This window comes from Pseudoalteromonas sp. L21 (assembly GCF_021728035.1).
Classification (GTDB): Bacteria; Pseudomonadota; Gammaproteobacteria; order Enterobacterales; family Alteromonadaceae; genus Pseudoalteromonas; species Pseudoalteromonas arabiensis.
On record NZ_JAKKCV010000001.1, the window covers coordinates 955,653 to 968,967 of the forward strand.

At 39.6% G+C, this 13,315-nt stretch carries 14 protein-coding genes; 11 read left to right on the forward strand and 3 right to left on the reverse strand.

The window, feature by feature from the left end; all coding sequences use genetic code 11:
* The first annotated feature begins 179 nt into the window (after positions 1-179).
* From L3V41_RS04330 to queG, 7 genes are all read left to right on the forward strand, one after another.
* Positions 180-1,028, forward strand: a complete 849-nt coding sequence (locus L3V41_RS04330) for a DUF350 domain-containing protein (protein WP_228074320.1) — start codon at positions 180-182, stop codon at positions 1,026-1,028.
* A 20-nt stretch (positions 1,029-1,048) separates the two neighbouring features.
* Positions 1,049-1,867, forward strand: coding sequence for a hypothetical protein (locus tag L3V41_RS04335; RefSeq protein WP_237127213.1), 819 nt, complete (start codon positions 1,049-1,051; stop codon positions 1,865-1,867).
* Entirely contained in the window at positions 1,857-3,383 is a 1,527-nt protein-coding gene (locus L3V41_RS04340; protein WP_193987810.1) for a polyamine aminopropyltransferase, read from the forward strand. Before L3V41_RS04335 ends, L3V41_RS04340 begins: the two co-directional genes overlap by 11 nt.
* A gap of 87 nt (positions 3,384-3,470) precedes the next feature.
* Positions 3,471-4,337, forward strand: coding sequence for a DMT family transporter (locus L3V41_RS04345; RefSeq protein WP_193987811.1), 867 nt, complete (start codon positions 3,471-3,473; stop codon positions 4,335-4,337).
* On the forward strand, positions 4,334-5,032 hold the full coding sequence (locus L3V41_RS04350; RefSeq protein ID WP_193987812.1) for a glycerophosphodiester phosphodiesterase family protein: 699 nt from the start codon (positions 4,334-4,336) through the stop codon (positions 5,030-5,032). Before L3V41_RS04345 ends, L3V41_RS04350 begins: the two co-directional genes overlap by 4 nt.
* An 84-nt stretch (positions 5,033-5,116) precedes the next feature.
* Positions 5,117-6,334 (forward strand): methyl-accepting chemotaxis protein, encoded by a 1,218-nt coding sequence (locus L3V41_RS04355; RefSeq protein WP_237115275.1) that lies wholly within the window; start codon positions 5,117-5,119, stop codon positions 6,332-6,334.
* Between the two features lie 72 nt (positions 6,335-6,406).
* The gene (gene queG, locus L3V41_RS04360; protein ID WP_193988992.1) at positions 6,407-7,540 is read left to right on the forward strand and encodes a tRNA epoxyqueuosine(34) reductase QueG; all 1,134 of its coding nucleotides are present in this window, start codon (positions 6,407-6,409) and stop codon (positions 7,538-7,540) included.
* A gap of 18 nt (positions 7,541-7,558) precedes the next feature.
* Here the strand turns inward: queG and L3V41_RS04365 are convergent, their stop codons facing one another.
* The 3 genes from L3V41_RS04365 to L3V41_RS04375 form a co-directional block, all read right to left on the reverse strand.
* The gene (locus L3V41_RS04365) at positions 7,559-8,686 is read right to left on the reverse strand and encodes a response regulator (protein ID WP_193987813.1); all 1,128 of its coding nucleotides are present in this window, start codon (positions 8,684-8,686) and stop codon (positions 7,559-7,561) included.
* A gap of 21 nt (positions 8,687-8,707) precedes the next feature.
* Entirely contained in the window at positions 8,708-10,663 is a 1,956-nt protein-coding gene (locus tag L3V41_RS04370) for an ATP-binding protein (RefSeq protein ID WP_062568817.1), read from the reverse strand.
* Between the two features lie 142 nt (positions 10,664-10,805).
* A complete protein-coding gene (locus L3V41_RS04375; protein ID WP_062568636.1) occupies positions 10,806-11,297 on the reverse strand; it encodes a GNAT family N-acetyltransferase in 492 nt (163 codons plus the stop codon).
* A 73-nt stretch (positions 11,298-11,370) separates the two neighbouring features.
* On the opposite strand from L3V41_RS04375, the gene L3V41_RS04380 reads away from it, so the two are divergent.
* From L3V41_RS04380 to L3V41_RS04395, 4 genes are all read left to right on the forward strand, one after another.
* The gene (locus L3V41_RS04380; protein ID WP_237127214.1) at positions 11,371-11,940 is read left to right on the forward strand and encodes a glutathione peroxidase; all 570 of its coding nucleotides are present in this window, start codon (positions 11,371-11,373) and stop codon (positions 11,938-11,940) included.
* A gap of 77 nt (positions 11,941-12,017) precedes the next feature.
* On the forward strand, positions 12,018-12,299 hold the full coding sequence (locus L3V41_RS04385) for a peptidylprolyl isomerase (RefSeq protein ID WP_062568634.1): 282 nt from the start codon (positions 12,018-12,020) through the stop codon (positions 12,297-12,299).
* A 57-nt stretch (positions 12,300-12,356) separates the two neighbouring features.
* Complete coding sequence (locus tag L3V41_RS04390; RefSeq protein WP_237127215.1) at positions 12,357-12,935, forward strand: glutathione S-transferase N-terminal domain-containing protein; 579 nt, start codon at positions 12,357-12,359, stop codon at positions 12,933-12,935.
* A gap of 17 nt (positions 12,936-12,952) precedes the next feature.
* Positions 12,953-13,303 carry a DUF2750 domain-containing protein gene (locus tag L3V41_RS04395; protein WP_062568632.1) on the forward strand — a complete coding sequence of 117 codons (351 nt, stop codon included), beginning with the start codon at positions 12,953-12,955 and terminating at the stop codon, positions 13,301-13,303.
* Positions 13,304-13,315: the final 12 nt, after the last annotated feature.

The window sequence follows — 13,315 nt, forward strand, 5'->3', positions numbered from 1 at the left end:
ACTATCTTGTTAGTTGGTTATGTTGTTATTTTAACCCATAACCTCACAATGAGACAGGCAAAAGCTATGAAACTTTTAAGAAATTGATTAATTCTGCTAAAAATGGGGCTTTAATATTCTTTGCAGCAAACACTCTGTGTTAATATTTTCGGTAAATAACAACACACTAACAAATTTATATGGATATTAACTTAACCCACTACCTATCAACGATGGCCTATAACAGCGCCTATATTGGTTTGTTCATTGCGATTATAGCCGTTGCAAAATTGTCCTATAACCTAGCGACCCCTTATAACACCACCAGCCAATTAACCGACAATGCCAACAGTGCTTTAGGTTTATCCATTGGCGGCTACTTAGGTGCGATTACTATTATTTATGGTTTTGTGTTAGCAGGGCCTAGTCAAGGTCTACTGAGCGATTTAATGAATGTATCACTTTACAGCGTATTAGGTATGGTGCTACTTACTTGCTCACGCATTTTAAATGACAAGTTACTACTGCGCTTATTCTGCAATGAAGCACAATTAATTAACCAACAAAACGAGGCGGTTGGCCTAGTACAAGCAGCTAACTATATGGCCGCAGCACTGATTATTGGTGGCGCATTAACAGGCGAAGGAACGTGGTTATCAGCCATCGTATTCTATTTACTCGGGCAACTGATGCTGATCATTTTTGCCAAAGGCTATGATCGCCTAACAAGTTTCAACCTTCATGAGCAACTCGAAAAAGGCAATAAAGCCGTCGCACTTAGCTTTTCTGCCACTATGTTGGCATTAGCTATAATCTTATGCCATGCGCTGATTGGTGGCTTCCACAGCTGGCAACAAAGCCTGAGTTTATTCTTTATTGACGCATTATTTGGCTTTTTAATTTTACCAATTGTGCGCTACCTCGTTGATAAAATTATCTTTAGTAAAATCTCCCTCGACCAAGCAATGCACGACAACAACACTGCGGTGGCGGTTATTGAAAGTAGCATTGCAGTGTGTGTTGCTGTAATCATTACCATCGCTATTTGAGCTTATTTATGGAGTAACGGATGAACATCTATAAGCTTTGTATTATCGCTGCCATCACATTTTTGGCCTGCTTAATAATACGTTCAGACCTACAGACGCCCCTAATCAGTGGCCAAGATGGTAATTTTAAAGACTACGATGGACAAGACAAAGCCTACCTATTTACAGTGCCTGAAGATGGCCAAATGATGCGTTTAGAAATAACAGGTAGCCTGCCTTTAAATTCATGGAAAGCCATTGATATGGAAATTTTTGACCCTGAAGGCAACTATCTATTTAGTTATTCTGATGAGCTATGGGCTGAATCAGGGCGTGATTCTGAAGGTGAATGGCGAGAATATAAGAGCAGAGCTTATCATGATGTGCACTTCCCTAAAAAAGGCCAATATAGTGCATATGTGAGCAGTAGCTTTGGCCCCAGTAATAGCGCTAAGCATTTCAATTATACATTTCGCATCATTCCAATCAAAGGCAACATCAGCTTCATCGACCCTCTACTTTGGATCACTGGCATAATAACAGGCTTCTCTTTCATTGTTATTTTGCATCGACTTGGCGCAAAGAGAAAAAACTCTGAACTTACTTATAAACCAATCAACACGTTAAGCCCAGAGGCTATGAAAGCAATGGAAACCCATATCCCAGCTTGGCCAATTGCATTGTTGTTTTTCGTGCCTGTGCTAGTTGCATCTTTGTTGGCTTATAGCAAAGGCGATGATGAGCACGATTGGCAAGTTTATTCATATCACCACTTCAATATAAACGTTGATAAACAATTACGTGAGCAAAGTATTGGCAGCGCAGGTTTCCGTTCACGAGGCGGCCCAGGTGGTAAGTAAGTCAATTCGCGAAAGCCACATTTTACTGTTTAGTATTTTTGTCGCCGGTCTTTGCTCTATAATTTATGAATTATTAATTGCGACCACTGGCGCCTATTTTTTAGGTGATAGCATCACCCAATTTTCCCTGACAATTGGCGTGTATATGGCGGCAATGGGGGTTGGCTCTTATTTTTCTCGCTTCGTGCCTGATAAGCCATTGCTGGTTTATTTTATCGGTTTTGAGTTACTACTAGCATTACTAGGTGGCTTGAGTGTGCCATTACTATACTTCGCTTATGCGTATGGCTTACCACTACAAGCGATTAGTATTTTACTCACCACCTTAATAGGTATTTTAATTGGTTTAGAAATTCCACTGTTAAGTCGCTTAATGGAAAAGCACTATGCGCTAAAAGCAAACCTTGCCAATGTACTATCAATTGACTACTTTGGTGCCCTGCTCGCAACTTTACTATTCCCTTTTCTATTTTTACCTTGGCTGGGGGTATTTAAAACAGCCTTAAGCTTTGGCCTAATGAACTTAAGTATTGCGCTGTTATTGCTGTGGTACTTTATTGACCATATCAGCACCCATCGTCGACAGGTGCTAAGGTTCACGCTCATTTTAGTTAGTCTCATATTGGTGCTTTGTTTATTTGCTAGTAAACAACTCACCCACCTTTGGCAAAGCCAAATCTATGATGATCGTGTCGTCCACTCAGAGCAAACGCCTTATCAACAAATTGTTCTGACTCGCCATAAAGATGATATTCGGCTTTATTTAAATGGTGGCTTACAATTTTCATCGATTGATGAATATCGCTATCACGAAGCGCTTATTCATCCAGCTATGGTGCGCCATGGCAACGCAAAACGAATTCTAATTTTAGGCGGTGGTGACGGCTTAGCAGCTAGAGAGCTTTTGAAGTACCCGCAACTAGAGTCTATTACCCTTGTCGATTTAGACCCTGCTGTTGCCAAGCTTGCAAGGACTAATCACAATTTAACAACCCTTAATCAACAGTCGCTAAATGATCCAAAGGTTAAAGTTATTCACCAAGATGCCTATGTGTTTATTGAGCAAGGCAAGCAACTGTTCGATATCATTTTTATTGATTTACCTGACCCTAAGGCGATTAACTTAGCACGACTCTACAGCAAACAATTTTACCAATTAGTAAAAGCTAGCTTGCCTGACAATGGCATTGTTGTGACCCAAGCAACGAGCCCGTTTTTTGCGAAGCAGGCATTTTGGTCTATCAACAATACGCTCAATGCAGCAGGCTTCGCCCATACTTTGCCTTATCATTTGAACGTACCGTCGTTTGGTGAATGGGGCTTTGTCATGGCGTGTAACCTGATGTGTAGTAACCACCAGTTATTGCCTGTTAACACTCGCTTTTATCGTCCAGAAAATGATGCTCAACTGTTTATTTTCTCCCCCGATATTAGCGCTAACAATGAAAAAGTATCGACGCTTGATGAGCCTAATGTGCTCCATTATTACTTGCAAGGTTGGAAATATTGGAACTAACCGAATGGATTAGCCTATTTAGGGAGTTTACAAAGTAAAGGATTACCGTTACAAAGAGAGTTAATAACAACAAAAATAAGGTTTGTAATGCAGGCGCACAAACAGAGCCTTATGTACTTACACATTGCAGTGCTACTATTCGGTGGCACCGCATTATTTGCCAAATTGGTCAGCCTAAGTGCATTAGATATTACCGTTTATAGAACAGCGATTGCGGGCTGTGCCTTACTGATTTTACTCACAATTCAACACAAAGCCATTAAGCTTCATTCTCGCCGTGATTACCTAATTGCCTTGTTGCTTGGCATCACGGTTGGAGTTCATTGGCTCACCTACTTTGCTGGTATGCAATTGGCAGGGATTGCAGTGGGTATGATTGCCTTTTTTACTTACCCTGTGATTACGGTATTTTTAGAGCCTTTTTTTCATGGCAGCAAACCGCAACTCAAAGATATAGCAAGTGCCTTGGTGGTGATGTTGGGTATTTACTTACTCATTCCTGATGCCAGCTTAGGAAATGATGTGACTCTAGGGATTGCCATTGGTATTTTGTCAGCGTGTTTTTTTGCTTTTAGAAATATTGTGCATAAGCGTTACTTTAGCCAATATGGCGGCCCACAAACCATGCTTTATCAAACTTGGATCGCGTGTATTATGTTATGCGCGTTTGTCGAAGTACCACCATTACAAGTTGATACAATAAATTGGCTGCTATTAATTACCGTAGGGGTTATTTTTACAGCAGCACCGCATTCACTGTTTGCAGCAAGCTTAAAACATTTATCCGCTTCAACCGCTGGTTTAATATCTTGTTTGCAACCTTTATACGGTACGTTTTTCGCTTTTTTAATTTTGCATGAGCAACCTACAATTAGCACACTTATTGGTGGTACATTAGTGATTAGTGCCGCTTTTTATGAAACATGGTCAGTGACTCGGAAACATAAGCAATGATGAAAGTATTCGCTCACAGAGGTGCCAGTGGTACCTATCCAGAAAATACCAAAAGCGCCATTATTGCCGCAGTAGATTTGGCAGTAGATGGTATCGAAATTGACGTACAGAGCTGCCTTGATGATTACATGATCATTCACGACACTTGGCTCGATCGCACAACCTCTGGTCGCGGTAAAGTAAATGCCTGCACAAAAGAGCACATTCAACAATATGATGCAGGTAACGGAGAAGTTGTTCCCTGTCTGCAAGATGCCATTGACTGGGTAGAAGATAAAACGCTTTTAAACCTTGAACTAAAACACACTTTTTCTTTAGATAAGTTTGTTGAGATGGTAGAGTCAAATATTAGTATTGGAAAAATATCAAGAGATAATATTTTGGTATCATCTTTTGATCATCATCAACTCATGTGGCTCAAACAAAAGTTACCATGGGTAAAAATTGGCGCTCTTACGGCTTCAATTCCAATCAATTACAGTGAATTTGCTCAAAAACTGCATGCCTACAGCATTCATATAGATAAAAACTTTATAAACCATGAATTTGTTGCAGATGCAAAACAACGAGGCCTTCAAGTTTATGCTTACACGGTCGATAAAGTAGAAGATATTGAATTAATGTTAAGTTATGGCGTGGATGGTATTTTTACCAATTTCCCCTGTCATACACAAATGACACTTCAATCGCTGTAACTCAGCAAGAGTAAGCTATACTGTTGAATTGAGTGGCATTGAACAAGACTAAGAAACGTCCAAATGAATCAACACAACACCTTAATGAGTAGCTATATGCGCATGTATAATTTTATCGAACAGACTTTCTTTTACACCTTAACGCGTAAAATTGTCGGTAATTTAGGATTCGTGTTTGCATTCCAGGCTATCACTTTAATCTGGCTTTACAATAGCCTTTCAGAGCAACAAGCAAGCATGAGCTTGTTTTGGTTAATGGCACTTATCATCGTCGCGAGCTTTATTTTTACTATTTTCTATATGCGTTTTTTAATTGTACGCCCAGTCCAAGCCATGCGTGACACACTAGCGCACATTAACCGCCATGATGCTGATTTATCTGCTAAGTTACCACACTTCACATTTGATGAATTCAGAGATCTCAGCGAACAATACAATACCTTTACGGCACACTTAGGTGAGCTACTTGCGACAACTTATCAAAGTGCGCAAGCCAGTGCTGACAGCAGTTCAAAGATGACTCAATCAATGCAACAGACAGCAGAGATTAGCCATCAGCAGATTAAATTTAGCCATACAATTACTGATTCAAGTAACCAAATTACTTCAAGCTTAGAACATATTTCGGCTAACACAGACAGTGTACATACGATTAATAGTGAGCATCTGACATTTGTAAAAAATTCAGCTACAGAGCTCTCTGCACTTGTAAATAAGGTTGCGATGATTAGCCAGATTTTAGCTAACTTCTCAGCGACTATTTCAGGTTTAAAAGAAAACAGTGAAAATATTCGCGCTATTTTAAAAATGGTTGAAGAGTTTTCCGATCAAACTAATTTACTTGCATTAAATGCAGCCATTGAAGCGGCACGCGCTGGCGAAGCTGGACGAGGCTTTGCTGTGGTTGCAGATGAAGTGAGAACACTTTCAGTAAAAGTGAATGATGCGACTCGTCAAATAAGTGACTTCATTAATCAAATGAATACATTAGTTAATGAAACAAACAAAGAGTCTGAGCAGTTAATTAGTCATTCTAGCGATGCAGAAACAGCGATCAGTGATACCTCTGCAGGGTTTAGTAATATGCTTGGCGAATTTGAGCAAAATCAGCAGCAATTACAACAAATAGTCAGTGCAGTACATTTACTGGAACAAACACAAACACAAACTCATCAAAGTGTTGAACAAATTGTGACATTAGGTGAACAAGCGAAACAGCAAATAGATGAGTCACTGGCTGATTGTGAGCAATCACATTTACTAAGTCAACAAACACTACAACAATTAAAACGCTTTGTTTAAGGTCTGTTTTAGCTCTTTTGTTTTAACTATTTATGGTAAAGTAGCCACTTCTTGGCTACTTTTTTATTGACTGTGACAACTCCTACTACCGATTACCAACAACTCGCTTTGCAAATTAAACAATGGGGTAAAGACCTTGGTTTTGCCGAAGTGGGGATCACCGATATCGATCTCACTAAGCATGAAGCACAGCTTCAGCGCTGGCTAGATAAAGGTTATCATGGTGAGATGGAGTACATGGCTGCCCATGGTATGAAGCGTGCTCGCCCTGCTGAATTAGTCCCCGGCACACAAAGAGTCATTTCAGTTAAAATGAATTACCTGCCCCCCGATGCCAGCTTTGCAAAAAACTTAAAGCAAACAAACAAAGCGTACATCAGCCGCTATGCCTTGGGTCGGGACTACCATAAGCTACTTCGTAATCGCCTAAAAAAGCTCGGCCAAAAGATTGAGCAGCATGTTGGCGAGCTAGGGTTTCGCCCATTTGTCGACTCTGCGCCAGTACTTGAAAGGCAACTTGCTGAAAAAGCAGGCTTAGGTTGGCGAGGTAAGCATAGTTTGTTAATCAATAAAGAGGCGGGCTCTTGGTTTTTTTTAGGTGAGTTATTTGTTGATATTCCACTGCCTATCGATGAGGAAAACACCTTTGAAGGCTGTGGTAAATGTGTCGCTTGCATGACGTTATGCCCTACAGGCGCGATTGTAGAGCCTTATGTAGTGGATGCTCGTAAATGTATTTCATACTTAACAATCGAGCTACAGGGTGCGATCCCTGAAGAGTACCGTCCTTTACTCGGTAATCGGGTTTACGGCTGTGACGATTGCCAGCTCGTCTGCCCATGGAATCGTTATGGTCAAATAACGGATGAAGCTGATTTTCACCCGCGAAAGCAATTAAAAGATCAAGACCTGTTAACTCTTTTTGCTTGGGATGAAACAACATTTTTAAAAAATACTGAAGGTAGCCCTATCCGGCGAATAGGCCACCAGCGATGGCAGAGAAATCTCGCTGTAGGCTTAGGTAATGCTGAATATAACGAAGAAATAGTGGCAACATTAAGCGACGCGCTTAAAAGCGCAACTTCACTTGTAAAAGAGCATATTGAATGGGCGCTTGATCAACAGACCCATAAGCGCCAACAACAGTTACGTAAAACAGCGCGACTAATTCGTATTGTAGAAAAAGGCTTACCACGAGACGCCTAGTACGTTACGTCATAAATGTTAGCCTTTCAGTAACAAGGATAAATCTGCTTCAATTTCTTTAAATGCCGCTTTAACACCTTGTACTGACTCTTCACGTGCAACTGAGTTTTGAATCGTTTCATCAACTTTTTGATAAATGAAAACCTCTTGGTCTTCATCAAGGCCCATTGTTGGTATTCGCTGTTCAAGGTCTTCCTGTAGTTGTTTAAAAACAGCTTCATTATTGAGACGGTTCTCATTTAATAGCTCAATCAAACCACGAAACTTACTATGTACTTTACCCACCGCGTCATTTAATTGCTGTTGCTGACGAATAAGCTCTTTTTTAGTAATAATCGCTTTAAGCTGTTGCTCGGTAACACTCACCAAAAAACAAATATGATCTCGAATTCGGCCATGCTTATCAGGGTCTTGTTCAGGCATATTGAGAATCAATAAACTGATCATTTCATAGTTCACTAAAATGCGGCTCGAAAACTCATGTAAGCGGCCTTTATTTTTTAGCATTTCAAACAGTTCAACCACAATAGGTGAGCATATCCCTGTTACAGAAAAATGCTCTACCCCCGAATCAAGACGAAACTCAACATTGCTTTGTAAATCAAATGAGCTTAAACAGTGGAGCAATGCCTTTCCTAGCTCTTGTTCATTATCAATAGAACCAATATGTTCAATATAATTAACAATTTGCCCCATCTCACTGCTATTTGCCATCGCGTTAAACGCTGTCGATGTTGCATCCTCGACTTGTTGTTCTAAGGACTCTTTTTCAATCAGTACTTGGTGTAGATGCTGAAGCTTCAGTTTTAATTCTTCATGCCCAAATGGCTTCACAATATAATCTTCGGCACCAACAGAATACCCTTCCATACGCTCTTCAACTGTGCCTCTTGCCGACACAAACATAACAATAATATTTGCTGTGTTTGGATTTTCTTTAAGCTTTCGGCATACCTCATAGCCACTCATTTGCGGCATACTCACATCAAGTAAAATAACTTGTGGGTCAAACTCTTCAACTACAGCTAAGCATTCTGGACCACTATTAACCATTTTTAATTCAAAATCGAGCTCTTCTAAGATCTCTTCAATGATCTCTAAATTAAAAGGCTCATCATCAACTGCTAAAATTCGTTTTAAGGCCATCTCACCCTCTTCCATTTTAAATTAAGCTTCATAATTACTTTGCACTCGCTCTTCATTTGTTAAATGCTGAGGAAAGTCAATTTCTAAAGGTAGGGTCACTAAAATAGTGGCACCACCGTATTCGTTGTTACTTGCCACAATAGTGCCTTGATGTAGCAAAACAAACTCACGGCAAATTGCTAAACCGAGTCCGGTGCCTCCTGCACCGCTATTGGTTTTACTGCTTTGTTCGAACTTTGCGAATACTTTTTCTAATTCGTCGTCAGGTATACCTATACCACGATCAACAACTGCAATTTCAGCCGATCCATTGCTTAGCGCCAGCTTTATGTCTATATCGCTATTGGGCTCACTAAATTTAAGCGCATTGCCAAGTAAGTTACGCATAATTTGATTAATTTGTTCTTCATCACACTCAATGGTGATGTTTGTATTAGGCGCAATTAATTTAATGGTGATATTACGTTCAAGTGCTGTACCCGAGACATCATCAATACTGGTTTTTATGATATTCATCAGGCTATGCTTCTGCGGGTTAAAAGGAAATTTACCAACATCAAGCTTAGATAAGTCAAGCAAGTTATTGAGTAAAGAAAGTAACCGTTCACCACTTTGCTCTATTCGTGATAAATACTTATTAAGCTTCTCTTTACTGAGGTCATCATTGGCTACTTTTTCTAAGCCAAACCGTGCGAAGCTAAGAATAGAATGCATAGGTGTTCTAAGCTCGTGAGACATATTAGCTAAAAACTCTGACTTACTGTGATTGGCAGCTTCAGCGACATTTTTTGCGTGCTCTAACTGGGCTGTGCGTGCTTTAACTTCTTCTTCTAGGGTATCTTTTGCTTCAAGAAGTAGCTCTTCTTTCTCTTTCAGGTGCGTAACATTTTTAAAGATGACAGCAAGTGCTATTTCACCGTGATGGTCAATTTCATTGAACGAGCCCACCAATGGAACCGATGCACCATTTTCCTTCAGTACCTTTAAATCACAACTAAATTGACGATTTTTATTAAGTGTACTGACCTTGTCTTTTATACGTGTAGTCGAAGCTAAGTCAAAAAAGTCATACACCGAGCAATTTTCAAACTCTTTTAACGATTTCTCAAATAATGACTCACAGGCATCATTGGCCTCAATAATTTTACCGTTACGATCAAATAGAATGATCGCATCGGGGGTGTGCTTAAAAATAACACGTAATAAGCTGTCTTTTTCGATTAATGCATCAACCGTGTTTTGTAGACGCTCTACCAACTCTGCATTGTGGCGTTTTAACAATTCAGTTTGCCAAAGCTTATGGACCGATTGCAGCAAGCTATTGTCATCTATTGGCTTAATTAAAACATCTTCAACACCTTGACGAATGGCTGCAACCATAGAGACTTGATCGGGCTTAGAGGTATAAAGTAAACAACGGCAATTAGGTTGCAATGTTTTGAATTTATTAAATAGCTCAAGACCTGTACCATCTTCAAAGGTAAAGTCACTAATTAATAAATCAATTGCATGCTGGTTCACTAACTCTACCGCTGAGAATATATTTTCTGCGGTGAAGGTTTTAATATGTGCACCTTTTAAATTGTGCGCGATCGTATTTAATCGCTCAGGGCAGTGATCAACAAGTAAAACCGTAGGAAGTTTTAAGATATTATCGGAATCAAGTTCAAGCACGCCTTCTAATAGAGCGCTGATCTCTTTGTTGGCAAAGAAAGGGTATATGACCACCGCATTAGGTAGTAAGCGATTAATTTCACTAAAGTGCTCAAGTAAATCACTGCGCTGTGCTTTAGGTGCCAAAAGTAAAAGATGCTCTTGAGAAAATACCCCCATTAGCTTTTTGATAGTATCTGTTGGTACACCGTGTGAAGCAGCAACAAGGTCAAATTGCTGCGCTAAAACAGCATTATCAACCATTGAAAAGTGTATCAGCTCAACCCTACACCCTATGAGCTCTAGTAACACCTTTACTCGCATTGCTAAAACACTATTACTATCAACAATTAATATCTTTCGCACTTTACGCTACGCCCAATTAATCATATTACTTAATTAGCGTAGTCGAAAAAAATCGATGCAGCACAATTTACACCGTATTTTTTATTAGTTTATGAACAAACTATGAATCTAAATGTTTTCCCAAAATAGTTAAGCTGTAAGGTTTTCCATCCATAATTGCCACACTTGGCAATTCACCCCATACTTTATAATTAAATAGATTAAATAACTTAATACTCGGTAGGTTATGACTAAAAATAAATGCTAAAAGTACTTTTATTTTAAGTGTGCTTGCATGGGTCTCCGCGAATGTCAGCAATCGTTTACCTAGCCCTTTTCCTTGTGCACTTGCGGTAATATAAATGCTCACTTCAACAGTTCCATCGTAAGCGGGCCGTCCGTAAAAAGACTTGTAACTTATCCATGCTAAAACCTTTCCTTCTTGTTCATATACAAAAATAGGCCGATTAATAGAATGGGATAAAAACCATGCTTCTTTATCTGTAACAGTTACCTCTTCGGTATCGGCTGTTACCATACGTCCTGGGATTGTTTCATTGTAGATTGCGACGATTGCCGCTAAATCATCATAGGTTGCTGTACGAATAGTCATAAAACGAATATTTGGTGATCACTTTTGCGCATATTAGCGTATATTCGATTGGAAAAACTAGCAGGAAATAACCATGTATAAATTTGCTTTGTTACTTAGTGTAACTCTTCTAACCACTCAGGTTGCAGCTCAAACGCCCGCATCATCAAACACAACACAAGCACAATGTGATGATTTCACTAATGTTGAATTACGGAAGCTTCGTTCCAAAGAAACGATAAACCTATGCCAATTTAAAAATAAACCACTGCTAATCGTTAATACCGCAAGCAACTGTGGTTTTACCCCGCAGTTTGAAGGCTTAGAAGCACTAAACAAAGAATATAAAGACCAAGGCTTAGTTATATTGGGTTTTCCATCTGATGATTTTTTCCAAGAAGAAGATGATGAAAAAGAGACTGCCGATGTATGTTTCATAAACTATGGGGTCACTTTCAACATGTTCGCTACCAGTGAAGTGAGAGGCAGCGGCGCAAACCCTGTATTCCAGCATTTAAATAAGGTAACTAGCTCACCCAACTGGAATTTTTATAAATATCTTGTTTCCGCCGACAGAAAAACAGTGACGCGCTTTAACAGCAAAACCAAACCGCAGTCAGAGAAATTGCGCAAAGCTATAGAAACAGCGCTAGCTACACAATAAATTTAATTGTTCGTTCGTTAAATATTGAACTAGACTATTCATTTAATTCACAAAAACACACATTGTGGGGAGTAATTATGGCAGTAGCCAGCGCGAGGCATATCTTAGTAGACAGTGAAGCACACTGTTTAGACTTAAAACAGCAAATAGAACAAGGTGCAGACTTTGCAGATCTTGCACGAGCTCACTCAAATTGCCCATCAGGCCAAGATGGCGGTGCATTAGGTGAGTTTGGACCCGGTATGATGGTGCCAGAATTCGATAAAGTGGTATTCTCTGCTCCAGTAAACCAAGTACAAGGCCCAGTTCAGACTCAGTTCGGTTATCACTTACTTGAAGTCACCAGCCGTACAGATTGATACAAATACCAACAAATGAGCCGCTCACAGCGGCTTTTTTTTCGACAGGAGATCGTCATGGAATTACTCGGTTCAACAACCTCCCCCTTTGTGAGACGTATTCGAATATGGGCTGATTTAAATGGACTTGCTTTAGTATTTAAAAATTTAGATATATTTTCTGAGCAAGATAGGCAAACGATGATAACTCATAGCCCCGCAAGAAAAATTCCTATTCTTATTGATAATGGTTTTAGCCTATCCGATTCAAATTCGATTATTCGCTACCTACTCGAAAAAAACAATCAACCACTGTTGAGTTGGCGACAAGAGAATTTTCTTACCATCATTAATGCCTGTAATGACTCATTAGTAGAAATGCTTCTGTGTCAACGCTCAGGATTCGACACACACACTGACACACTGTTTTTTAATTTACAGAATGAACGAATTGCTGAAACATTAGCCTATTTAAATAATCATTTATCTGAGCCAGTATTTAAAAGCTGTGAATACCTCAACATCAGTTTATACTGCTTGCTAGATTGGATCCGCTTCCGCGAATTAACTGATTTTAGCCAACTAGAAAATTTAGTTGGCTTTTACCATCAATTCGCCGATCAAGCGGCGGTACAACAAACAGATCCACGAAAATAAAGGTAAGGGTTAGGCAAATGAGCGATATCGAAATTGAATCAGAATTAGTAAGCTTCGTTGAAAAAGTTCGTCTCAACGAAACGATGTGGGCACTGGGTGCTGAAGATGGTGGTTTTGTTGTCTGTGAATCAAACCAATTTAGTGACACTGATGTCCTATTACTTTGGGGCACCGAAGATGCTGCAAAGGCGCAATGCAAAGACGAATGGCAAGACTATACGCCAGTTGAAATTGGCCTTGATGAGTTTCTTGATGAATGGGTTGAAGATCTAAACGAAGATGATGCACTGGTTGGTTTAAACTGGAATGATGACCAAGTATGTGTAGAAATTGAGCCTGTAGGACTTGCAAAAGCACTTTGTGATTAATTTTATCACGAC